The following is a 21,318-nucleotide window of genomic DNA, read 5'->3' as shown; positions in this document are numbered from 1 at the left end:
TTTTGCTGTGGACGACTTCACTGCCTCGGGCGGACCTCGCGACCCGCGATCGCGGCGTCCTGGACCGCGCCGCCGCGGCAACGAGCCGTCCCAGGTGATCCGTCGCGACCCGAACTACCGCCCGGCATGGCCGCCGAATCCGCCCACGCCACCACGAACGCCGCCGCCACCCAGACAGCCCCCACCCAGGCAACCCCCGCCGCGGCAACCCCCGCCCAGGTCGGCGCCGCCGCCTCCACCCCGCCCACCCCGAGGTTCGCACCCGCCCCGGACCACGGCCGCGCCGCCGCCCGCGCCCGCACCGGTGCGCAAGCCCCGCCGGCGACGCCACTGGGGCCGTCTGGTGTTCGTGGTGCTGCTCGTCGGCGTGCTAGCGCTGATCGGCGGCGGTGTGTGGATCGACTCGTCACTGCACCGGATTCCGGCGCTGGCCGACTATCCCGAGCGGCCTGGGGCGGCGCACGGCACCACCTGGCTGCTGGTCGGATCGGACAGCCGCCAGAACCTCAGCCCCGAGCAGCAGGCCGACCTGGCCACCGGCGGGGACATCGGCAACGGCCGCACCGACACGATCCTGTTGGTGCACATTCCCGGGATCGGCTCGGACACACCGGCCACCATGGTCTCGATCCCCCGGGATTCCTACCTGCCGATCCCGGGCTACGGCGAGGACAAGGTCAACGCCGCGTTCTCACTGGGCGGGGCGCCGCTGCTGGCGCAGACGGTCGAGCAGGCAACCGGCCTGCGCCTCGACCATTACGCAGAGATCGGTTTCGACGGATTCGCCGGGCTCGTCGATGCCGTCGGCGGGGTGACGATGTGCCCGGCCGAACCGATCAGCGACCCGCTGGCCGGGATCGACCTTCCGGCGGGTTGCCAGGAGTTCGACGGCCGCAACGCGCTCGGTTACGTCCGCAGCCGCGCCACGCCGCGCGCTGATCTGGACCGGATGATCCATCAGCGGGCGTTCATGTCCGCATTGCTGCACCGGGCCACCAGTCCGGAGGTGCTGCTCAACCCGCTGCGGTGGCAGCCGATGGCCCGCGCGGCCACCAACTCGGTGGCCGTCGACCAGGACGCCCGCGTCTGGGATCTGGGCCGGCTGGGCTGGGCGATGCACGGCGACATGGTGACGACGACGGTGCCGATCGGCGAATTCACCGGCAGCGATTCGGGTGCGGTGGTGGTGTGGGACAGCGACGCGGCGAGCAGACTGTTCACCGCACTGGCCAACGACACCGCCGTTCCGGACGATGTGGTCGAGAAACCCCAACCTTGAGCTTAGGCAAAGCTAAAAACGGCGATAGCAAATTCGCTACAGCTAATGTAATGCGCGCCACACCGCCACCCTCCAACTAAGGTAAAGCTGACCTCAATGAGGTCAACCTTCGATGACAATGGGTTCTGACCTGCTATATCCTCGCGATCATGACGATGACCGGCGAACACGACACGAAATTTCACGCACTTGTTCAGGACCAGATCCGTAGCGAGTTCACCGCGTCACAGCAATACATCGCAATTGCGGTTTATTTCGACGGCGCGGACCTTCCGCAGCTCGCCAAGCACTTCTATGCGCAGGCGGTCGAAGAGCGCAACCACGCCATGATGCTGGTCCAGTACCTGCTCGACCGGGATATCGACGCCGAGATCCCCGGTGTCGATGCGGTGTGCAACCGCTTCGACGCTCCCCGGGACGCGCTCGCGCTGGCGCTCAGCCAGGAGCGCACCGTCACCGAGCAGATCAGCCGGCTCGCCAGCGTTGCCCGCGAGGAGGGTGACTACCTCGGCGAGCAGTTCATGCAGTGGTTCCTCAAGGAGCAGATCGAAGAGGTCGCGTCGATGGCGACGCTGGTGCGGATCGCCGACCGCGCCGGTTCCAATCTGTTCCACATCGAGGACTTCGTCGCCCGGGAACTCGCCGGTGCAGCCGGTGCGGACGCGGCGGCGCCGAAGGCCGCGGGCGGCAACCTCTAGCCCTCAGATCCCGTCAGTCCCGGCCGGCGCCGGTCAGGCCGTTCTGCAGCCAGCTCTTGGTGCGGCCGGGATGATTCGTGGCCACCCACCCCACCCCGATGTCGCGGCAGAACTGGACATCCTCGTAGTGGTCGACGGTCCAGCAGTACAGGGCACGCCCCTGGGCGGCGGCCCGGTCGACCAGTTCCGGGTGCTCGCGCAATGTTGCGATGGACGGGCCGACGGCGGTGGCCCCGACCGTGGTGGCGGCACTGCCGCCCAGATACCGCGACGTCTCACCGAGCAGCACCGTGGGGAGCATCGGAGCGGCCCGGCGAATCCGCCACACCGCAGCCGCCGAGAAGGACATCACCACCGCGCGGGACAGATCGGCCGAGGCCGGCGCGGCGATGCCGTACCGGTGCAACAGCGCCAGCACCTTGTTCTCCACCAGCGCGCCGTAGCGCACGGGGTGTTTGGTCTCGATGAACAACTTGACCGGCCGGTTCCAGTCGAGCACCAGCGATACGAGGTCGTCGAGGGTCAGCAGTCCGGTGTCTCCGATGGCGCCCTCGTCGCCTGCGTCGTCGGAGTCGGCGTCGGCGTCGGCTGAACCTTCACCGCCCTCGGAGCGCCCGCCGGCATGCCACGACCCGTAGTCCAGCTTGCGCAACTCGGCCAGCGTCATCTCGCTGACCAGACCGGTGCCCGTGGAGGTGCGGTCCACCCGGCGATCGTGCACGCACACCAGGTGCCCGTCGCGGGTCAGCCGCACATCGCATTCCACGCCGTCGGCACCCTCGCGCAGCGCCAGGTCGTATGCGGCGAGCGTGTGTTCGGGCTTCTCGGCGGATGCTCCCCGGTGGGCCACCACGAACGGATGCCCAGGCCCCGGGGTCGCCTGCGCAGCGGCTCCGCCGTCGCCCGTTTCCATACGGCCTATGCTGCCGGGTTCTGCCCCTGAGTCTCAACCGGAACGGCGGATTCAGCGGAATCCTCACGATTCTGCGAACTGTCCGCCGCCTCGGTGTCGACCGGGGGCGGGTCGGAAGTGGGTGTCGGATCAGAAGATTCGGGCTCGAGCACCACCCAGCGCCGGACGCTGCGCACAGCAGCCGCCGCACCGCTGCCCTCGAACCCGACGAACACCTTCGCGGTCAGCAGGAATGCCGCCAGCGCCAGCAGATACCCGACGATCGCGGTCACGGTGTTGTTCGCGATGTTCTGCGGGGTGTCGTTGAAGAACGTCACGTACACGGTGCTGACCATCGACGCGAGCGCGACGACCGCGCTGAACACCCAGACGATCCACCACACCACGATCTGGCGACGCAGATGCGAGAGGCGCCCTTCGAGGGCGGCCAGTTCCCACACGAACACCGGTGCCATCACGAGGTTCACCCCGGGCACCAGGCAGCACAGCCACAGTGTCCTGGTGCTGCGCGGATCCACCTCACCGTGTGCGGCGTACCCGGCGGCTCGCCGCGTGATCAGCCAACGCACCAGCGACACCACCGCGACGACCACGACGCCCATCGCCACCACGCTGGCCAGCAGCCCGATGGCCACTCCGCCGATCGCGATCAGCGGATGCAGCAGCACGCTGCGGTTGATCAGCAGCAGCACGTAACGAATCACGTGGGCGAACGCGGCGATTCCGAGCACCACCATGGCTGCGACGAGCATGAGGCGCACGGTGCCTGCGTCGGTCTCGCCCTCGGTTTTCTGCGGCTGTTCCTCGAGATCGAACTGTTGGTGCAGCCCCCAACTCGGAATCGAGCGGTAGTGCGGAGTCGGGCCGAGCGCGCGCCGCTGCCTGCGCTGGTGCGGCGGAGGGCCGGGACGCAGGGCGATCCAGCGATAGCCGGGGGCGAGGTGCGGCGGAGTGCGTTGCGCCGTCGGCGATGTCTGTGCCGGCGCCGGAGGCTGCGCGGAAGGTCCCCACTGAGATTGGGACGACGACGGCGCCGAGGGCGCCATCAACGACCCGCCGCATCGGGGGCACCACGACCGCTGCCGGTCACGCACGTTCCAGCGCGTCCCGCACTGCGAACACACCTGGATCATCCGACCAGCCTAGCCACGATCTCTGAACAGGTCCTTGGCGGTCAGACGGTTCCCGGGCCACCGGCGTCGGTGACGACGGGACGTCCGGCCCCGGCCCACGCCAACATTCCGCCCTCGACATTGACCGGCGTGTACCCGTTGCGGGCCAGATAGTTCGCCACCCGCAGGGAGCGTCCGCCCGCATGGCAGATCACGTACAGCTCGGCGTCCGGGTCGATCTCGGCGATTCGTGTCGGCACATCACCCATCGGTATGTGCTGGGCTCCTTCGGCGTGGCCGCGTTGCCATTCGTCGTCCTCACGGACGTCCAGCAGCACGACAGCCCCTTCGAACGTGGTGGGTACCGCAGCGATATCTGCCTGCCCGACTTCCACATCGTCCATGCCGTCAATGCTCGCATGCCGACACCGGTGAGCGCAGCCGCCCCCGATGGCTGGTCGCGGCGTTAGCAACCGGAAAGCTATCCACAGTTTCCACAGGTTCATCCACAGGGCGGGCACCTGGAGAAAAGCCCCCGAAATGGGAGTTACTGTGCGGTAGCTGGCCGTCACTGTGGATAAACCTGGGGGGTTCACGGCAGCGATCAACAACCACCACCGCCGCGGAGCGAAATTAAGCACTCGGCTAAACCTCGGTCGCCGGCACCGACCGGTCCGGTTTGGGATCAGCCTGATTCCAGGCCCCCCTAAATCGACGCGGAGGCCGATTTTCCCCTGGCCATTACACGGGCTATGATCGGCGTCACACCAGCTGTTGTGACAGAACTCACTGGGGGCAAGCATTGATCGTGCAGGTCAGGAGTTGTTGATGGCGTCACATCCGATCGGATCGGGATCAGCCCTTCCGCAGCCCGAATGGCATTCGTCTGGGCATCTGCACACCCGTAACCAGTTGATGTCCTTCCTTCGGGCCAGCGTGATCGCCGTGCTGCTGCTCGGCGTGCTGGCCGTCATCGTCTTGTTCTGACCGACGCCCGATCGGGTATACGTGTGGTCGGCGCACGCGTCCTTGCGGTGCGCCCTGCGATGGAGCAATGTTGGCGGTGATCTTGAGTGTCGAACCTTGAGGCTCGAACTCGACGATCTCTGACGAACGCCTGGCTCCATCGATCGATAATGAGGAAGGAATCTCGTGGCTGAATACACCTTGCCGGACCTGGATTACGACTATGGAGCGCTGGAGCCCCACATCTCCGGGCAGATCAACGAACTCCACCACAGCAAGCACCACGCGGCGTACGTCAAGGGCGTCAACGACGCCGTCGCCAAGCTCGACGAGGCGCGGGCCAACGGAGACCACGCGGCGATTTTCCTCAACGAGAAGAACCTGGCCTTCCACCTCGGCGGCCACGTGAACCACTCGATCTGGTGGAAGAACCTGTCCCCCAACGGTGGCGACAAGCCGACGGGTGACCTTGCCGCGGCGATCGACGATCAGTTCGGCTCGTTCGACAAGTTCCAGGCGCAGTTCACCGCCGCCGCCAACGGGCTGCAGGGTTCGGGTTGGGCCGTGCTCGGCTATGACAGCCTGGGCGACCGGCTGCTGACCTTCCAGCTCTACGACCAGCAGGCCAACGTGCCGCTCGGCATCATCCCGCTGCTGCAGGTCGACATGTGGGAGCACGCTTTCTACCTGCAGTACAAGAACGTCAAGGCCGACTACGTCAAGGCGTTCTGGAACGTTGTGAACTGGGAGGACGTGCAGAACCGCTACGCGGCGGCCACCTCCAAGACCAACGGCCTGATCTTCGGCTAGCTCCCGTCTCGTTCGACTGAGGGCTGGATCGGTTTTCTGATCTCTCACCAAGGGGCGTCACGCAAATTGCGTGACGCCCCGCCCTCGTTTCGGGGGTCGGTCGTTCTTGGCCGACTCGTTACCGGTCCGGATCCCGTGTCGCCTTGCACCGCTCGGGTTGCTGCCGCATTCTGATGTCATCGACCCACAGACGTGTCGGAGCACCGGCCAGCCGGCGAGCCAACACCGATGTCCCGGAGGCGATATGGATACGACGGGGTCCGGCCGGGCGATTGAGATCGCCCCCTTCCATTCCGGTGGTGCACTCAAAGGGTTTGTGGTGCTGGGCCGATGGCCCGATTCCACCAAGGAGTGGGCGCAGCTTCTCATGGTCACTGTCCGGGTCGCCTCGCTACCTGGATTACTTTCCACCACAACGATTTTCGGGGTTCGGGAGGAATTGCCCGAGACACCCCGCCCCGGCACCGTCGGCATCGTCATCGCCGAAGGTCCGGTAGTCGGCGAATCCGCCGTCCCGCCCGGATATTTCGCCGAGCACCAACCGCCGGCACTGCTGATGCTGCATCCGCCCTCGGAGACAACACCGTCGCTTCCCGAGTGCACCGGCGCCGCTTCTGGCTGCGTGTTACTGCCCGGCCTGCCACATCTCGGACTGGAACACCGCGCGGCCTGGGTGGAAGCCGAATCCGACGGCACGGTGACATCGATGGTCAGCAGGGTCGGTGTCGATCCGATCAGTCACCCCGATACGGCGATTCTGGCGATGCTGTTGGCGGCGTAGGTACACCAGGAGCGGGACATCTTCTCCAACAAGGAGAATCCAGCTACCGAAAATGGATAAGAAACCTGGCGGGTCGGCCGGACAGCGGCTATGGTCCTCTAGATCAGCGAAGGGCGGAAGCCCCGCAATCGTCGTGTCGACATGCTGGCCTTGAGCCCGGCCGACAACCTGCGATGCGGTGGGCGACACCTTCGACCGTATATGGGTGAGCCGCGCAAGCGGCAGGTATCGGCGGTGTGTCGAAAGGTCGCCATGTCCGCAGGCGCAGGTGTCAGCGTCATAGCAGGATCGCCGATGTCGGCGACCCGACATGAGCTCCAGATAGCCGTGGCGTCCCGCCGCAACCATGGTCGTTGCGGCATTTGTGCCAGTGATTGTCTGGCGACGACGGAAACCCCCGCCCGTTTCCGCCCGGCAACTACCTTCCGGAATCAGTGCCAGAATCCAGCCAGACCCGTCTGGCTATCGCGCGCGAGGGGGTTGACGGGCATTCCACCGCCCAAGCTGTAACGTGTTCCACGTCGTCCGACAACGGCCTCGCGTGCAATCCGACGCGACCGGAGGTCGGTACTCTAGCAAATATCTGTTTCCGCTAGTCACGGCCCTGCATCGGTTGCCGGTCAAGAAGTTGATCATGATCGGGCACCCCTGTGCTCGCAGCTCACCGCGCCCAATACAACGCAACCGTCACCTTTTGCATTGCCAGACGGTGCAATCCCGCACACCCCTCACGGCGAAGCTCCGGGTATCCGCAGCCGAGGGGTCAAAACGCAAAGCCAGTTTAACTTTTGTGGCGTTTGCACTTGGTTGTCGTCACAACACTCGCTACGATGGTCAGCAAATACGCCGCCTAATTCGTACCGCTCATGAAGCATGTGGAGGTCAAATCGATGAGCAAGACGTTCGCCGCCCGCCTAAACCGCCTGTTCGATACGGTTTATCCACCTGGGCGCGGACCCCACACGTCTGCCGAGGTGATCGCCGCACTGAAGTCCGAGGGCGTCACCATGTCGGCTCCGTACCTGTCCCAGCTCCGTTCGGGCAACCGGACAAACCCGTCGCAGGCAACCATGGCCGCACTTGCCAACTTCTTCCGGATCAAGCCGGCTTACTTCACCGACGACGAGTACTACGAGAAGCTCGACAAGGAACTGACCTGGCTGGCCAGCATGCGTGACGAGGGGATCCGCCGGATCGCTGCCCGTACTGTCGGGCTGTCCAACGAAGCTCAGCAGGATCTGGTCCAGAAGGTCGATGAACTGCGCCGCCGGGAACACCTCGACGACTGATTCGTCGGTTTCGGCCGGCACCTTCGCGCGCTGAAACCCACGTCAGTGGGGCCCCATTCGGTTCCCACTCGCGCGGGTTTCAGCTGCGCGTGGCCGCGCCGTTCATTTCCCGGTACCGCTCGGAAATCGCGAGAATCCATTCCCGGTCGGAATACGATTCGGGCTGGCTCAACCAGGCGAGCCCCGGAAACCCGGAATCCTTGTCCCCCTCGCGGGTGTCGTAGATCCACTGGGCGATGGCCCCAGCCTGCTCCCGCGGCGGCACGTCAGGCCGCTCCACCTCGTCCAATTGTGTTGTGTCACTTGGCTCTCCCGATCTGCTTGAGTCACGCGGCGCAGCCGTTTCATGCTGACGCACGTCGGCGGCGGTCGCCTCCAGGTAGAGCGCATCGGAGATCAGCGACATCCGTTCGGCGACGCGGAACACCAACGGTCCGCGCGGACGCACGCCGATGCCGACATCGGGCTGGCGCCGGGCCAATTCGTTCAGAAGCGGCTTGATTGTCCGTAATTCGTGGTGCGCACCGAACCAGTCTTCAACGCTCGGCAGCAGCGATCCGGCGGCCACGATGACCATCGCACAACCGAGAAGGGTGGCCGCAGCGCCGACGCCGACAGGTTCGGTCCGGCCCACGGCTCTGAATAGAACGAAGCCGCTGGCAGCCACGATCAGCACCATGCCGACGGTGAACAGGAACAGCGCCCGTCCGCGACGGCTGCGGTTCGAGTAGCGCAGGCCGGCCCAGACCACCAGGGTGAGCGCCAGGAACACGTAGAGCAGTGGCAGCAGCCACGACGCGCCGTGGGACCCGAGGTCCCGCCGCAGGTACTCGGCCGGGGACATCTCCGGTTGTCTGCCGGCGCCGAAGAAGATCACCAGGCTGATCACCGCGACGACACCGGCGATGCCGTACTGGATCAGCGCGATACGACGAGTGAGGGTGGCCGAATGGCCCGAGGACGCGGTCGTGATCATGACGCAACTGCCTGCCGCACAGGCGATCAACGCGACCTGGCTCAGGCCGGCCGCGATGTTGGGCCAGTGCACCACCGTGTCGATCAGCAGGGCGAGCGGCTCCCAGTTCAGCGCGGCTACGACCCCGAGGCTGCCCAACGACAGGATCATCGCGGAGCTCACCAGGGATTGTTTGTTGACCAGAGCCCAACCGATGCGTAGGCCGGTAGCCAAGCCGAGTAGGCCGGCGATCACCCAGACGATCAACCAAACGCCTCTCCGAGGCGGACCTGCACGATCGATGAGCGGTCGGACGGCAACCGGCCGAGGCGGTAGAGCAGGAGCGCGGCGAAGTCCTCGGCCTCCTGCTCGATGTCCTCGCCGTTGGGTCCCATACAGCCGGTCCGCTGGTTGAGCATGTAGCTGATCAGATCCGAGGTGGCCACCTCGGCGGTGGCCGCGGCTGCGTCGACGATCGAAATGCCTTCGTGGCCCAGGACCAGGTGTCCCAGTTCGTGAGCCAGGGTGCGGTCCCAGGCCGGCAGACCCTGCTGGATGAGGAAGACGTCACGGTCGGTGTACTGCCGCCACTGCCCGCACACCCCGGGCGGAAGTTCGGCCATGGTCAGCTCGATGGGTCTGCCGCGATCTTCGCTCACCGCATCGACCAGACGGGTCAACGTGACTTCACCCTGTCGCGGGGCGAGGTCGAGAACCTCGTTGACAGCGCGCGTGACGCTTCGACTGGCGGACATGATCCCCCCTTTCCACCCTGGATTCTTCCAAGTCGTGCTAACTCATGAACCGACTGGCATCGATTCGGACCGTACGGCCGGCTTTGGCCTGCCGGTAGCCCACCAATCCACCGAGGCCGGTCAGGGCCATCATCCCGGTCACCCCGGGCAGCGCCACTGCCGCGAGTTCCATCGTGTTCGCGGTGCGCAGGTAGTCCGCGTACCCGGCCCGGAAGGCCACGGGCATCGCCGCGTCCAACCCGACAGCGGCGGGCGCCGGCGACCCGGTGCGCATCTTGATGCTGGGCTGGACGGGTCCCGACCATGGCCCGGACTGCGGCCCGCGATCAGAGCCCGGAGCACCCAACGGCACTGCGAGCGGCGGCACGATGACCGGCAGGGCGATCACCGGGACGGCGATCGGCGGCACCCCGGCCGCTGCGGCCAGTCCGGGCGGGGGTGGCACGGCCACGTCGGGAGCCTGAGCCTGCCCTGCCGAGACGTACATATCCGGGGGACGCGGGTAGTTGAACGGCGCCGGGACACCGCCTCCGCCGCCGCCACCACCGCCGCCGGCTGCACCACCGACGAGGGTCGTGGTGGTCTCGGTTGTTTCGGTGGTCTCGGTCGTCTTCGTTGTCGTCTCAGAGGTCGGCTCGGTTGTCTTGGTCGTCGACTCGGTCGTGGAAGTCGGCACGCTCGTCGAAGTCGTCTCGGTCGTCTCCGTGGTGCGCGTGGTCGTCGCGGTGGTCTCGCTCGAGGTCGCCGCCGTGGTTGTCACCGCCGAGCCCGAAGTCGTGGGGGTCTCCGTCTCCGAGGGCTGCGAAGTGGGTGGCGTCTCCGTCTTGGTCTCGGTGGCAGTGTTGGTCGGGCTGTTGGTGTCGGTCCCAGTTTGCGGAGGGGTCTGCGAGCCGGACGGTTGCGCGGTCCCTGATGGCCCTCCGGATTCGGACGGTTTGCCGGTTGGCTTGGTCGGCCGGCCCGTTGTCTTGGTCGGCTTGCCGGTGGGCCGGGTGCCGCTGTGGGACGGACGCGTGCCCGGCGAGCCGCTGCCGTCGCCGTCTTCGCCCTGGGAGTCGCCGTCCTGGGAATGGCCTTGGCCGTGGTCCTTACCGCTGTGCCCGTCGTGGCCATTGCCGGCGCTGTTCGAGGATCCCTGGCCGCTATCGGGCCGACCCCGATCGGGATCGGCAAATGCCAATGCCCCTCCGACACCGGCGGTGATCAGGCCCGTAAGCACCAGACCGGTCGAGGCGGCGACGCGCAACCGCGAACGCACGATGTCACCACCCTTTCGCGCACCGCCCAACAGCTTCGATTGATGAATCTGATTCTTGCACAATCGGGCATGCCAAATTTGCTAGCTGAGGCGATTACCCGGGCCACGAGCGGGGAGCCGCAGCAGAGCAAATCCACCGGACGATACTGTGGGTCTGCAGCAGTTCTGCGGTGACCACGAACACACGACGAATTGACCGGGAGGCAACCGGAATGGGCCTGTTCACGCGACGAAAAAGCCGCGCCACCCGCCGCGCCGAGGCCCGCGCCATCAAGGCCAAGGCCAAGCTGGAGGCCCGGCTCACCGCAAAGAATGAGGCTCGTCGCATCAAGTCCGATCAAAAATCTGCGCAACGGGCGCTCAAAGCTCAGGTCAAAGCGCAGCGGGACAGTGACCGCAATGCCCTCAAGGTGGCCGAAACCGAGTTGAAGGCGGCCCGCGAGGGACGTCTGCTCTCCCCCGCGCGGATTCGCCGTGTCCTCACCGTCACGCGTTTGCTGGCACCGGTGCTCGTGCCGTTGATCTACCGGGCCGCCACGGCCGCCCGGGGCGCCCTGGACGAACGTCGCGCTGATCGTCTCGGCGTTCCGCTGGCCCAGCTCGGTCAGTTCTCCGGGCACGGCGCCGAGTTGTCCGCGCGGATTTCCGGGGCCGAGCAGACGCTGCGACAGGTCGCCGACAAGAAGCCCAAGGACGCCGAGACCAAGCAGTTCGTGTCGGCGATCAACGAGCGGCTCTCCGATTTGGCCGCAGCGGTGACGGCCGCAGAGAACATGCCGACCGCCCGTCGCCGGGGTGCCCACGCGGCGATCGCCGCTCAGCTCGACGGCATCGATGCCGATCTGATGGCTCGGCTCGGGCTGGTCTAGCTCAGCTCCATGACCGGCGCCGCCCGTATCGACACCGCAGCCCCGCTGCGCGGTACGGCCGTCGGCGCACTCACCGCTGCGCTGGCCATCGCCGCCCATGGCGTCGCCGGGGGCGGTCTGCCGGACGGGGCCGTGGCTGCCCAGCTCCTGGTGCTCTCGGTGACCTTGGGTGCGTTGGCCGCGACCCTGGCCGCCGCGAACCGCACCGCGGTGCTGTGGAGCCTGCTCGGTACCGGCCAACTGCTGGCGCATGCGTTGTTGGCCACGGCTGGTCACGCGCACGGCGCGCAGCCCGGCCTGGCCATGTTCGGCGCGCACCTGGCAGCGGTATCGCTGGGCGCGGGTCTGATCGCGTGTGGTGCGCGCCTGTCGGCGGCGGTTTCGCGGGTGGTCCGCGTGATGGTGTGCAATGGCGGCGTCGTACCCGGATCGGCGCCCGGCGGCACGGCACGCAGCGCCGATCAGCCGTTGCACTCCGCGCGTCTCCTCGCCGCTTCGGTGTCGCATCGGGGTCCGCCGGTCGGCGTCACTGCCTGACCATCCGACCCCGAGCCATTTCAGAAAGACACCAATGCAACCCTTCACCGGGGCGTCCTCGCGCGCCCTGCTCACGACCGCCGCGGTAGCCGTCACCGGCCTACTCACCGCCGCACCGGCCTGGGCCCATGTCCACGTCGACGCCGACAATCCGAGTCCGGGGACCACCTCGGTACTCACCTTCCGGGTTCCCGGCGAGTCCGATACCGGTGCGCTGACAACACAATTGAAGGTCGACCTGCCCAACGTGGCCTCGGCCCGCACCGAGGTGATGCCGGGCTGGGCCGCCAAGCTCGACCGTGACACCGCGGCGGGCACGGTCCGGACGGTGACGTGGACGGCGGCGCCCGGGGTGGGCATCTCATCCGAGCAGTTCGCGCTGTTCCGGGTGTCGGTCAAGCTTCCCGACGCGGCGACCGCGAGCTTTCCCGTCACCCAGACCTACTCCGACGGCTCGGTGGTCCGCTGGGATCAGCCGCCCCTGCCCGATGGCAGCGAGCCCGAACATCCGGCTCCACAGCTGGCACTCACCGGCACCGAGGCCGCTCCGGCGCCCAGCCCGACGGCTCCTGCCGTCGCACAGCCCGCAGGCACCGTCGACAATTCCGCCCGCTGGCTGGCCGGCGGGGCGTTGATCGTGGCAGCGGCCGCGGTGGTCGCATCCCTGCTGAACCGGCGCCGGTCATGAGCCGCCTGCTGGCCGCCTTTCTGAGCGGACTGATCCTGGCCGCGTCCGCACTGCTCGGAGCCCCCGCGGCGTCCGCACATGCGGCCCGGATCGCGACCGACCCGGCTGAACATTCCGCGCTGAGCAGCTCGCCGCCGCGGGTGAGCGCCACGTTCAACGAGGCACTGCAGCCCGCATTCGCCAACATGACGGTCGTCGGGCCCGACAACAACCTGTGGTCCGAGGGCGATCCGACGGTGGCCGGCGCGGTGCTCAGCGTCGGGGTCCGGCCGCTCGGCCCGGCCGGGACGTACACGGTCAACTACCGGGTGACCTCGGCCGACGGACACGTCGTTTCGGGTTCCTGGTCGTTCGACCTGACGGTGGCCGGATCGGGGACGCCGGGCGCGGCCGCGTCGACGCCGGCGCAGTCCGACGGCGGCATCGTGGTGTGGCCGTTCGTGCTGGTCGCCGCCGTACTCATCGGCGGCGGAGCCTGGTGGGCGGTCCGGCGCCAGCGGTGACCGGCGCGCTGATCCGGGCGCTGGCTGACGGCGCCGCCATCGTGACCCTCGGCCTGGCCGCGGTGCCACTGCTCGAATCCGACCGTTACCGCGCCGAATTGCGTCGCCGAGCCGCGGGACCGCTCGGGCTGGTGGCGGCCGTATGGCTGTTGACCGAGGTCGTACGGCTGACGGCGGACGCGGCGCAGACCGCGGGCGTCGGGTTCTGGCAGATCGGCGTCCACACCCTGACCGACTTCGGGCTCCATACGACGGCGGGCCGTTCGGGGCTGGTCGGTGTGGCGGCCGCGTTGATCGTCGCCGCGGTGGCGATCCTGGCCCCGCGCGGTGCGACGACCACGGTCGCGACAGTCGGTCTGGCAGCGGTCGGTGTGGCGGCCAGGACACTGGCCGGGCATCTCGCGGAGAGTCCGGTCGGCGGAATGGCCGTGGCGGTGCACGCACTGGCTGCCGCGGTGTGGTGCGGCGTGCTCGCCGCGCTGGTGCTCACCGTGACGCACCGGGGTCAGTGGGCGAGGGTGTTGCCGAAGTTCTCGCAGTTGTCGCTGTCGTGCGTGGGCGTGCTGCTGGTCGCCGGCGTGGCCGGGGCGGCGATCAGGCTGAACTCGCCTGCCGATCTGTGGACGACCGCCTACGGCCAGGTGTTGACGGCCAAGGTGGTCGTGACCGCGGCCCTGTTGGTGTTGGCCTGGCGTAACCGGTCGAATTGGCTGCCCGCGGCGCGGGCCCACCGCAGCAGCGCCGCACTGTCACAGAACCGTTCGTTGGTGGAGTTGGGCATCATGGCTGTGGCGGTCACCCTCGCCGCGGTTCTGGCCGTCACGGGTTGACCGCTGCGGCGCCTGGCATGATGGGAAACACTGCCGGCCCTACCCACCGCGCTCGCGCGGAACACCGGATACTGCAAAGGAGCAGCCAGATGGCAGAGCAGCAGGATCAACCCGCCGAGAAGCCCGAAACCGGGGCCGAGTCGGCTGGGGCCGACGCGTCAGCGGCCGGCGCGGATCCTGCTCCGCCCACTCCGGCCCCTCCCACTCCGGCCCCCAAGCCCGGTCCTCCGCCGGCCAAGAAGGCCGCTGCGAAGAAGGCCCCCGCCAAAAAAACCCCGGCGAAGAAGGCTCCGGCGAAGGCCGCCAAGAAAGCTCCGGCGAAGAAGGCCCCAGCCAAGAAAGCCCCGCCCGCTCCGCCTGCGGCTCCGGCCCCTACCGCTCCAGCCCCAGCCCCGGCTACTCCCGCCCCGCCCCCGGTCGAACCGGCGCCCGCGCCCGTCATCCCTCTGCCGGATGTCGCCAAGGCAGCCAAAGAGACGGCCGCCCAAGCCAAGTCGACTGTCACCTCGGCCGCCAATCCGGTGTCGGGCCCGGTGCCGTCTGCACTGAGCGAGAGCCCGTCGTCCAAGCTGCCTCTGGCCGCGGCGGTGGCCGTCGGCGTATTGGCCCTGCTCCTGGTTGTGCTCAGCCGTCGGCATTCCGAGGACAGCTGAGCTGGGCTTGACCCTGACGCGACGTCAGGGTCGATAGTGGCCTCATGCACGCAGATCCGCAGGTGAGATCCGTCGGCGCGGTGGCCGCACTGACGGAGATCTCGGTGCGGACTTTGCATCACTACGACCACATCGGTCTCGTGGTGCCCAGCGTGCGTACCGCGGCGGGTTATCGCGGCTACACCGACGCCGATATCGAGCGGTTGCACCTGGTGCTGGTGTACCGGTCGGCGGGCCTGGCGCTGGACGAGATCCGGTCCCTGCTCGACGATCCGGATGCCGACGTGCTCGCCCACCTGCAACGCCAGCACAGCGTCCTGTGCGATCAGGCCGAGCAGCTGCAGCAGACCATCAAGGCAGTGGAGGAATTGATGAGCGCCCACAACAGAGGAATTCAGCTGAGCGCCGAGGAGCAGGTGGAGATCTTCGGCAGCGCCGTTTTCGACGAGCACGCGGAGGAGGCCGAAGGGCGCTGGGCCGATACCGAGGAATGGAAACAGTCCCGGCAGCGGACCGCGCAGATGACCAAGCAGGACTGGATCGAGTTCAAGGCCGAGAACGACGCGCTGCTCGACGCCCTGGTCGAGGGTAAGCGCGCCGGGGTCGAACCGGGCTCGGCGCAGGCCGACGAGCTGGCAGCACGGCATCGCGCCAACATTTCGCGGTTCTATGACTGCAGCGACGACATGCATGTGTGCCTGGCGCAGATGTATCTGGCAGATGAGCGGTTCACCCGCTACTACGACGATGCAGAGCCTGGGCTGGCCCAGTTCGTGCACGACATCATCGTGCAAAGTGTCGATCGCTGACGGGCTGCGATAATCGCGGGGTGAGTATCGAACCGCGCGCCACCGCTGATCTGGTCGACGAGATCTACCCCGACGTCCGTAGCTGCGATCTGCAGTTGCAGAACTACGGCGGCAGGACCATGTTCGCCGGGCCGATCACCACGGTGCGCTGCTTCCAGGACAACGCCCTGCTGAAGTCGATCCTGTCCACCCCGGGTAACGGCGGCGTGCTTGTGGTCGACGGCGACGGGTCGGTGCACACCGCGCTGGTCGGCGACATCATCGCCGGGTTGGCCGCCGACAACGGCTGGTCCGGGGTGATCGTGCACGGCGCGGTACGCGATGCCGCCGCGCTGCGCACCATTGATGTCGGGATCAAGGCGCTGGGCACCAACCCGCGCAAGGGCACCAAGACCGGCGAGGGTGAGCGCGACGTCGAGGTCAGCTTCGGCGGGGTGACGTTCGCGCCGGGCGAGATCGCCTACGCCGACGAGGACGGCATCGTCGTCGTCGGAGACGACAAGTAGGCCACGTCGTCGCTCCCTAAGACCTACGCGAAAAAGGCCCCCACCTCGCGGTGGGGGCTTTTCTCGTTCATCGCCGCGCTAAACCGTCACAGCGGCACGGTGTTTGGTGAACATCAGCGCCTCTTCGTCGACCTTGCCGTACCGGATGGTCCGCATGTCGAAGAAGTAGTTCTGCTTGAGCTTCCACGGCGCTTCCGAGCCCGACTTGGGCAGGGAGTCCATGGCCCGCCGGAAGTAGCCCGGGGTGAAGTCCATGAACGGCAGCTCGTCGACGCTGTCGCCGGGGTGCTGCGGCTCGACCCGGTCAAAACCGTTGGCGTCCATGTAGTTCAGGACGCGGCAGATGAACTCGGACACCAGGTCGGCCTTCAGCGTCCAGGACGCGTTGGTGTACCCGAACGTGATGGCCATGTTCGGCACGCCCGAGAGCATGAGGCCCTTGTAGGTCATGGACCTGGTCAGGTCGATCGGCTCGCCGTTGCGGTGGGCCACCGCGCCGCCGAACAGCTGCATGTTCAGGCCGGTCGCGGTGACGATGATGTCGGCCTGCAGCTCCTCACCGGAGCTCAGCTTGATGCCGGTTTCGGTGAAGGTCTCGATGGTGTCGGTGACGACGCCGGCCTTACCGGACCGGATGGCCTTGAACAGATCTCCGTTGGGGGCCAGGCAGACTCGCTCGTCCCAGGGGGCGTAGCTCGGGCTGAAGTGCTTGTCGTAGTCGAAGCCCTCGGGCAGGCGGCGGGTCCCCATCTTGCGCAGGAACTGCTTGAAGACCGACGGGAAACGGCGAGCGACCTGGTACTGGCCGGTGCTGTACCCGATCTGCTTCCACCGGTTGACGAAGTGCGCCAGGTTCTTGGGCAGGTACTTGTTGGTCTTCACGGCCACCGGGTCGACCAGCGGCAGGGATCCGACGTAGGTGGGTGAACGCTGCAGCATCGTGACGTGTCCGACTCCGCCGCTGACCAGCGACGGGATGAGTGTGATGGCGGTGGCGCCCGACCCGATCACCACGACGTTCTTGCCCGTGTAGTCGAGATCCTCGGGCCAGTGCTGCGGGTGGACGATCTGTCCCTTGAAGTCCGCGGACCCGGGGAACTCAGGCGAGTAGCCCTCGTCGTAGTTGTAGTAGCCGCTGCACACCGACAGGAACGACGCGGTGATCTGCTTGGCTTCGCCGTTGTGGTCGACGTCGACGGTCCAGCGGTTGTCGGCGTCGGACCAGTCCACCGAGAGCACGCGGTGGCCGGTGCGGATGTGGTTCCTGATGCCGTTCTCGTCGGCCGCCTCGTTGATGTAGTCCCAGATCGACTGTCCGTCGGCGATGGACTTGGCCGACTCCCACGGCTTGAACCGGAACCCGAGGGTGAACATGTCCGAGTCGGAGCGGATGCCCGGGTACTTGAACAGGTCCCAGGTGCCGCCGATGTTCTCGCGGCGCTCGAGGATCACGTAGCTCTTGGTGGGGCAACGGTCCTGCAGGTGCCAGGCCGTGCTGATGCCGGAGATGCCGGCACCGACGATCACAACATCGAAATGTTCGGTCATGGGACCGACGGTATCAACACCGTGTTGAGTCGGTCAACAGTGTGTTGAGAAACTCAACGCAGTGTTAGGCTGCTTGATTGTGACCAGCTCCAGCACGACGCGCGCCCCGCGCGGCCGCCGTGCCACCCGCCCGTCGGGCGACGACCGCGAAGCGGCGATTCTCGCGACTGCCAGGCGGCTGCTGGAGACCAAGAAGTTCGCCGACATATCGGTCGATGACCTGGCCAAAGGCGCCGGGATCTCGCGGCCGACGTTCTACTTCTACTTCCCGTCGAAGGAAGCGGTCGTGTTGTCGCTGCTCGATCCGCTGATCAAGCGCGCGGACACCGGTTTCGACAGCGCGCTGGAGGCCATGCCCGCCGACCCTAAGCGGGCGGTCCGCCGCGGCATCGAGATCTTCTTCAGCTCGTTCGGATCGGATCCGGCCACGGCCCGCGCCGGCACCGAGGCGCTCAACAGCAGCCCGGAGTTCCGCGCACTCTGGTCGGGGCTCATGCAGAAGTGGATCGCCCTGACCGCTGCCCTGATCACCGCCGAACGCCAACGCGGCGCCGCCCCGGAGACCATTCCGGCCATGGACCTCGCGACGTCGCTCAACCTGATGAACGAGCGGACCATGATGGCGGCCCTGAGCGCCGAACAACCCGCGGTCGACTACGACAAGGTGGTCGACACCCTCGCCCACATCTGGCTGACCAGCATCTACGGCGAGGCTCTCTGACCCGTCCGCCGGCTATGCGAACATATGTTCGTGTCGGAAACTGCGTCGGCGAGCATTCTGCACGCTGATCTCGACTCGTTCTACGCGTCGGTCGAACAGCGCGACGATCCAGCGCTGCGTGGCCGCCCGGTGATCGTCGGCGGCGGTGTGGTGCTGGCGGCCAGTTACGAGGCGAAGGCGTTCGGGGTCCGCACGGCGATGAGCGGTGGTCAGGCCCGGGCGCTGTGCCCGCAGGCCGTCGTCGTGCCGCCTCGGATGTCGGCATATTCGGAGGCCAGCGCGCACGTGTTCGAGGTCTTCCACGACACGACGCCCGTGGTGGAGCCGCTGTCGGTGGACGAGGCGTTTCTCGACGTGTCCGGGTTGGGCCGGGTGTCGGGCACTCCGGTGGAGATCGCCCGACGGCTGCGCGAGCAGGTGAGCGAGCAGGTGGGCCTGCCCATCACCGTCGGCATCGCGCGGACGAAGTTCCTGGCGAAGGTGGCCAGTCAGGTGGCCAAGCCCGATGGTCTGCTGTTGGTCCCGCCCGATCGCGAGTTGGCGTTCCTGCATCCGCTGCCGGTGCGCCGGTTGTGGGGTGTGGGCGCCAAGACCGCCGAGAAGCTGCACGCCCATGGGATCGAAACGGTCGCCGATGTGGCCGAGCTGCCCGAGTCGGCCCTTCGTCCCATGGTGGGCGGCGCGATGGCGCGACAGCTGTATGCGTTGTCGCGCAACATCGATCGACGCCGGGTGACGACGGGAGTCCGGCGAAGTTCGGTCGGCGCCCAACGCGCCCTGGGCCGGCGCGGCAACACGATGTCCTCCGCGGAGGTGGACATCGTGGTGGTCAACCTGGTCGACCGGATCACCCGCCGGATGCGCGGGGCAGGCCGTACCGGACGCACCGTCGTATTGCGTTTGCGCTTCGACGATTTCGGCCGGGCCACCCGGTCGCACACCCTGCCCCGGGCCACCGCCTCGACCGACGCGATCCTGGCCGCGGCCCGCGCGCTGGTGACAGCCGCGGCTCCGGTGATCGCCGAGCGGGGGCTGACCCTGATCGGGTTCGCGGTGTCCAATATCGACCACCAGGGCAGCCAGCAGTTGGAACTGCCCTTCGACTCGGAACCCGATCCGGTGGCGATCGACGGCGCCATCGATGAGGTGCGGCAGCGGTTCGGCAACGCGCTGCTGACCCGCGGCGTGCTGGTCGGACGTGATCCCGGTCTGGAGATGCCGACGCTGCCCTACTAGGAGATTGCGCGTACTAAAAGAATTGTCCGGCAACGAATCCCGCGAGCAGCACGGCGAATCCGCCGATCTCGCCGGCGATGAGGGCGATCATCCCGGCGTGCAGTGATGCGGTGGGCTTCTCGAACTGGTTGGTGGTGTCGCGTTTGGCGCCGTGCTCGATGTAGGCGGCGATGGCGACGACGAAGAACAGCACGAGCACCATGGCTGCGGTGAGGTTCACCCACGTGGGCCAGGCGCTGAGTTCGACGAAGACGGCGACCAGCAGCGTCGCGAAGGAGTACAGCAGCGCGGCCCGGTGGGCGATGTCGACGTACGGGTGGGCCAGGTGGTTCTCGCTGGTGGCCATCTGCCGGTACTTCCACACCCCGAGCACCAGGGCCAGCAGGAAGATCAGGCCGGCGGCGAGCAGGGTGATGACGGTGTCGATGCCGAGTTCCGCGTGCATCGCGTGAGTTTACGAGCCTGTCGAATACCGCCGGTCACCCGCAGTGCGGTATTGCGTGCCAGCACGCCGGCAGCACTGGCCGGCACGATCACCCGGGAACCTGGCCCCATCCAGCGTTGCCTCGGCATCACGACGCGCCGGTGTCGGCGTTCGTATTCGCGCAGCGCCTTCGCGGGATCGCCCCGGTAGGCGGCCACGCACTCGGAAAGTGTTGCCGCTCCGGCGATTGCCAGGCTCGATCCGTCCCCGAGCAGCGATACGCACGAGGCCGCGTCACCGAGCAGAACGATCCGCCCGCACGACCAGGTGTCCATACGGACACGACTGACCGAGTCGAAATAGATGTCGGGGGCCTCCCGCACCTGCCGCAGCAGGTCGGGTACCCGCCACCCCATGCCGGCGTAAGTGCGGGCGACGACGTCTCTGTGCGCCGACGAGTCGCGATGGTCGAAGCCCGGCAGCGCCGGGTGGCGGAAGATGAACGCGGCGATCCCACGACCGGTCGCCGGGTGCACCGCCGCCATCCGTCCGGGCTCGTTGTACATCAGGACGGTGTCGCCTTCGACCTCGTCGGCCAGGTCCACGGTGGCGACGTACAGTCCGAGATGTTCGATGAGCCCGCCACCGAACGCCAGTTCCCTTACCCGCGAGTGCAATCCATCGGCGCCGACCACCAGATCGAACCGCTGTGGCTTCGCACGCTCGAAGCTGACCTCGACACCGGCTGCATTCTGGTCGAACGCGGTGACCGTGTCGTCGTAGCGGAACTCGGCGGCGTTGCGACCGGCATCGGCCAGGATCGCGGCCAGGTCGCTGCGGGGAATCTCGATCCCGTCTCCCCATTGCATCGGTGCCCACCCGATCCGCCGGCTTTGGCGGTCCACCGCACTGATCCCGGTGGCCCGGGTTGCCGCGGACCTGAGCGCGGGCAGCACGCCCATCCGTTCCGCGACGCCATAGGCGGCACCCCGCACGTCGACGGGGCTGCCGCTGGACCGGTCACCACCGGCGCGTTCCACGACGGTGACCGCCATTCCCGATCGAGCCAGCCAGTACGCCGCGGTAGATCCGGCCACCCCCGCTCCCACGATGAGCACCGTCCTCATCTCAGCGCCTTTCTGCAGTCAATGCAATATTGCACTTACTGCAGTTATACA

At 67.3% G+C, this 21,318-nt stretch carries 24 protein-coding genes and 1 pseudogene; 16 read left to right on the top strand and 9 right to left on the bottom strand.

The window, feature by feature from the left end:
• Positions 1–7 precede the first annotated feature (7 nt).
• Both AC4LGL_RS16195 and AC4LGL_RS16190 read left to right on the top strand, forming a co-directional pair.
• Positions 8–1,279 (top strand): LCP family protein, encoded by a 1,272-nt coding sequence (locus AC4LGL_RS16195; protein WP_491839643.1) that lies wholly within the window; start codon positions 8–10, stop codon positions 1,277–1,279.
• Positions 1,280–1,428: 149 nt separating this feature from the next.
• Complete coding sequence (locus AC4LGL_RS16190; RefSeq protein ID WP_491839642.1) at positions 1,429–1,977, top strand: ferritin; 549 nt, start codon at positions 1,429–1,431, stop codon at positions 1,975–1,977.
• Between the two features lie 13 nt (positions 1,978–1,990).
• Here AC4LGL_RS16190 and AC4LGL_RS16185 read toward each other — a convergent pair.
• The 3 genes and pseudogenes from AC4LGL_RS16185 to AC4LGL_RS16175 all read right to left on the bottom strand — a co-directional run.
• Positions 1,991–2,848, bottom strand: a pseudogene (locus AC4LGL_RS16185) (glycerophosphodiester phosphodiesterase); the annotation flags it as partial.
• 47 nt (positions 2,849–2,895) lie between these two features.
• On the bottom strand, positions 2,896–4,023 hold the full coding sequence (locus tag AC4LGL_RS16180) for a DUF4328 domain-containing protein (protein ID WP_491839641.1): 1,128 nt from the start codon (positions 4,021–4,023) through the stop codon (positions 2,896–2,898).
• Between the two features lie 41 nt (positions 4,024–4,064).
• Complete coding sequence (locus tag AC4LGL_RS16175; protein ID WP_491839640.1) at positions 4,065–4,406, bottom strand: rhodanese-like domain-containing protein; 342 nt, start codon at positions 4,404–4,406, stop codon at positions 4,065–4,067.
• Positions 4,407–4,830: 424 nt separating this feature from the next.
• Here AC4LGL_RS16175 and AC4LGL_RS16170 point away from each other — a divergent pair, with 424 nt between their 5' ends.
• From AC4LGL_RS16170 to AC4LGL_RS16155, 4 genes are all read left to right on the top strand, one after another.
• Positions 4,831–4,989 (top strand): hypothetical protein, encoded by a 159-nt coding sequence (locus AC4LGL_RS16170; protein WP_164681027.1) that lies wholly within the window; start codon positions 4,831–4,833, stop codon positions 4,987–4,989.
• Between the two features lie 165 nt (positions 4,990–5,154).
• Complete coding sequence (locus AC4LGL_RS16165; RefSeq protein WP_003883955.1) at positions 5,155–5,778, top strand: superoxide dismutase; 624 nt, start codon at positions 5,155–5,157, stop codon at positions 5,776–5,778.
• Positions 5,779–6,022: 244 nt separating this feature from the next.
• On the top strand, positions 6,023–6,559 hold the full coding sequence (locus AC4LGL_RS16160; protein WP_064884533.1) for a hypothetical protein: 537 nt from the start codon (positions 6,023–6,025) through the stop codon (positions 6,557–6,559).
• 890 nt (positions 6,560–7,449) lie between these two features.
• On the top strand, positions 7,450–7,848 hold the full coding sequence (locus tag AC4LGL_RS16155) for a secretion protein EspR (RefSeq protein ID WP_055120869.1): 399 nt from the start codon (positions 7,450–7,452) through the stop codon (positions 7,846–7,848).
• 79 nt (positions 7,849–7,927) lie between these two features.
• Here AC4LGL_RS16155 and AC4LGL_RS16150 read toward each other — a convergent pair whose 3' ends face one another.
• Genes AC4LGL_RS16150 through AC4LGL_RS16140 form a run of 3 tightly spaced genes read right to left on the bottom strand, consistent with a single transcriptional unit; the run spans position 7,928 to position 10,816 of the window.
• Positions 7,928–9,070 (bottom strand): hypothetical protein, encoded by a 1,143-nt coding sequence (locus AC4LGL_RS16150; protein ID WP_491839639.1) that lies wholly within the window; start codon positions 9,068–9,070, stop codon positions 7,928–7,930.
• Positions 9,067–9,558, bottom strand: a complete 492-nt coding sequence (locus AC4LGL_RS16145; protein WP_135459462.1) for an ImmA/IrrE family metallo-endopeptidase — start codon at positions 9,556–9,558, stop codon at positions 9,067–9,069. Before AC4LGL_RS16145 ends, AC4LGL_RS16150 begins: the two co-directional genes overlap by 4 nt.
• A 37-nt stretch (positions 9,559–9,595) precedes the next feature.
• The gene (locus AC4LGL_RS16140) at positions 9,596–10,816 is read right to left on the bottom strand and encodes a hypothetical protein (protein WP_491839638.1); all 1,221 of its coding nucleotides are present in this window, start codon (positions 10,814–10,816) and stop codon (positions 9,596–9,598) included.
• A gap of 212 nt (positions 10,817–11,028) precedes the next feature.
• Between AC4LGL_RS16140 and AC4LGL_RS16135 the strand changes: the two genes are divergently transcribed.
• The 8 genes from AC4LGL_RS16135 (at position 11,029) to rraA (ending at position 16,211) form a co-directional block, all read left to right on the top strand.
• Complete coding sequence (locus AC4LGL_RS16135) at positions 11,029–11,685, top strand: DUF6474 family protein (RefSeq protein ID WP_491839711.1); 657 nt, start codon at positions 11,029–11,031, stop codon at positions 11,683–11,685.
• 9 nt (positions 11,686–11,694) lie between these two features.
• Entirely contained in the window at positions 11,695–12,222 is a 528-nt protein-coding gene (locus AC4LGL_RS16130; RefSeq protein ID WP_491839637.1) for a hypothetical protein, read from the top strand.
• 34 nt (positions 12,223–12,256) lie between these two features.
• Positions 12,257–12,910: a YcnI family copper-binding membrane protein gene (locus AC4LGL_RS16125; RefSeq protein ID WP_491839636.1), complete on the top strand. Its 654-nt coding sequence runs from the start codon at positions 12,257–12,259 to the stop codon at positions 12,908–12,910.
• Positions 12,907–13,413: a copper resistance CopC family protein gene (locus AC4LGL_RS16120; protein WP_491839635.1), complete on the top strand. Its 507-nt coding sequence runs from the start codon at positions 12,907–12,909 to the stop codon at positions 13,411–13,413. The genes AC4LGL_RS16125 and AC4LGL_RS16120 overlap by 4 nt, the downstream gene beginning before the upstream one ends.
• Complete coding sequence (locus AC4LGL_RS16115; RefSeq protein ID WP_491839634.1) at positions 13,389–14,243, top strand: CopD family protein; 855 nt, start codon at positions 13,389–13,391, stop codon at positions 14,241–14,243. The genes AC4LGL_RS16120 and AC4LGL_RS16115 overlap by 25 nt, the downstream gene beginning before the upstream one ends.
• An 89-nt stretch (positions 14,244–14,332) precedes the next feature.
• Entirely contained in the window at positions 14,333–14,896 is a 564-nt protein-coding gene (locus tag AC4LGL_RS16110; RefSeq protein WP_491839633.1) for a hypothetical protein, read from the top strand.
• 44 nt (positions 14,897–14,940) lie between these two features.
• Complete coding sequence (locus AC4LGL_RS16105) at positions 14,941–15,705, top strand: MerR family transcriptional regulator (RefSeq protein ID WP_491839632.1); 765 nt, start codon at positions 14,941–14,943, stop codon at positions 15,703–15,705.
• A gap of 20 nt (positions 15,706–15,725) precedes the next feature.
• A complete protein-coding gene (gene rraA, locus AC4LGL_RS16100; protein ID WP_491839631.1) occupies positions 15,726–16,211 on the top strand; it encodes a ribonuclease E activity regulator RraA in 486 nt (161 codons plus the stop codon).
• Between the two features lie 78 nt (positions 16,212–16,289).
• Here the strand turns inward: rraA and AC4LGL_RS16095 are convergent, their stop codons facing one another.
• Positions 16,290–17,759, bottom strand: coding sequence for a flavin-containing monooxygenase (locus AC4LGL_RS16095; RefSeq protein WP_491839630.1), 1,470 nt, complete (start codon positions 17,757–17,759; stop codon positions 16,290–16,292).
• A 79-nt stretch (positions 17,760–17,838) separates the two neighbouring features.
• Here AC4LGL_RS16095 and AC4LGL_RS16090 point away from each other — a divergent pair, with 79 nt between their 5' ends.
• Positions 17,839–18,480 carry a TetR/AcrR family transcriptional regulator gene (locus AC4LGL_RS16090; RefSeq protein ID WP_491839629.1) on the top strand — a complete coding sequence of 214 codons (642 nt, stop codon included), beginning with the start codon at positions 17,839–17,841 and terminating at the stop codon, positions 18,478–18,480.
• 24 nt (positions 18,481–18,504) lie between these two features.
• Positions 18,505–19,716, top strand: coding sequence for a DNA polymerase IV (dinB, locus tag AC4LGL_RS16085; protein WP_491839628.1), 1,212 nt, complete (start codon positions 18,505–18,507; stop codon positions 19,714–19,716).
• Positions 19,717–19,729: 13 nt separating this feature from the next.
• Here the strand turns inward: dinB and AC4LGL_RS16080 are convergent, their stop codons facing one another.
• Positions 19,730–20,161 carry a hypothetical protein gene (locus AC4LGL_RS16080; protein WP_491839627.1) on the bottom strand — a complete coding sequence of 144 codons (432 nt, stop codon included), beginning with the start codon at positions 20,159–20,161 and terminating at the stop codon, positions 19,730–19,732.
• Positions 20,107–21,267, bottom strand: a complete 1,161-nt coding sequence (locus AC4LGL_RS16075) for an FAD-dependent oxidoreductase (protein WP_491839626.1) — start codon at positions 21,265–21,267, stop codon at positions 20,107–20,109. The genes AC4LGL_RS16080 and AC4LGL_RS16075 overlap by 55 nt, the downstream gene beginning before the upstream one ends.
• Positions 21,268–21,318: the final 51 nt, after the last annotated feature.

The organism is Mycolicibacterium arcueilense (assembly GCF_058536225.1).
This window is presented reverse-complemented; position numbering and strand designations above follow the sequence as displayed.

Excerpts from the sequence above, each read along its gene's own strand:
- AC4LGL_RS16190 (WP_491839642.1), top strand. The coding sequence starts at position 1,429 with ATGACGATGACCGGCGAACACGACACGAAATTTCACGCACTTGTTCAG.
- AC4LGL_RS16180 (WP_491839641.1), bottom strand. The coding sequence starts at position 4,023 with ATGATCCAGGTGTGTTCGCAGTGCGGGACGCGCTGGAACGTGCGTGAC.
- AC4LGL_RS16175 (WP_491839640.1), bottom strand. The coding sequence starts at position 4,406 with ATGGACGATGTGGAAGTCGGGCAGGCAGATATCGCTGCGGTACCCACC.
- AC4LGL_RS16170 (WP_164681027.1), top strand. The coding sequence starts at position 4,831 with ATGGCGTCACATCCGATCGGATCGGGATCAGCCCTTCCGCAGCCCGAA.
- AC4LGL_RS16160 (WP_064884533.1), top strand. The coding sequence starts at position 6,023 with ATGGATACGACGGGGTCCGGCCGGGCGATTGAGATCGCCCCCTTCCAT.
- AC4LGL_RS16155 (WP_055120869.1), top strand. The coding sequence starts at position 7,450 with ATGAGCAAGACGTTCGCCGCCCGCCTAAACCGCCTGTTCGATACGGTT.
- AC4LGL_RS16145 (WP_135459462.1), bottom strand. The coding sequence starts at position 9,558 with ATGTCCGCCAGTCGAAGCGTCACGCGCGCTGTCAACGAGGTTCTCGAC.
- AC4LGL_RS16135 (WP_491839711.1), top strand. The coding sequence starts at position 11,029 with ATGGGCCTGTTCACGCGACGAAAAAGCCGCGCCACCCGCCGCGCCGAG.
- AC4LGL_RS16130 (WP_491839637.1), top strand. The coding sequence starts at position 11,695 with ATGACCGGCGCCGCCCGTATCGACACCGCAGCCCCGCTGCGCGGTACG.
- AC4LGL_RS16125 (WP_491839636.1), top strand. The coding sequence starts at position 12,257 with ATGCAACCCTTCACCGGGGCGTCCTCGCGCGCCCTGCTCACGACCGCC.
- AC4LGL_RS16120 (WP_491839635.1), top strand. The coding sequence starts at position 12,907 with ATGAGCCGCCTGCTGGCCGCCTTTCTGAGCGGACTGATCCTGGCCGCG.
- AC4LGL_RS16110 (WP_491839633.1), top strand. The coding sequence starts at position 14,333 with ATGGCAGAGCAGCAGGATCAACCCGCCGAGAAGCCCGAAACCGGGGCC.
- AC4LGL_RS16105 (WP_491839632.1), top strand. The coding sequence starts at position 14,941 with ATGCACGCAGATCCGCAGGTGAGATCCGTCGGCGCGGTGGCCGCACTG.
- AC4LGL_RS16095 (WP_491839630.1), bottom strand. The coding sequence starts at position 17,759 with ATGACCGAACATTTCGATGTTGTGATCGTCGGTGCCGGCATCTCCGGC.
- dinB (WP_491839628.1), top strand. The coding sequence starts at position 18,505 with ATGTTCGTGTCGGAAACTGCGTCGGCGAGCATTCTGCACGCTGATCTC.
- AC4LGL_RS16080 (WP_491839627.1), bottom strand. The coding sequence starts at position 20,161 with ATGCACGCGGAACTCGGCATCGACACCGTCATCACCCTGCTCGCCGCC.
- AC4LGL_RS16075 (WP_491839626.1), bottom strand. The coding sequence starts at position 21,267 with ATGAGGACGGTGCTCATCGTGGGAGCGGGGGTGGCCGGATCTACCGCG.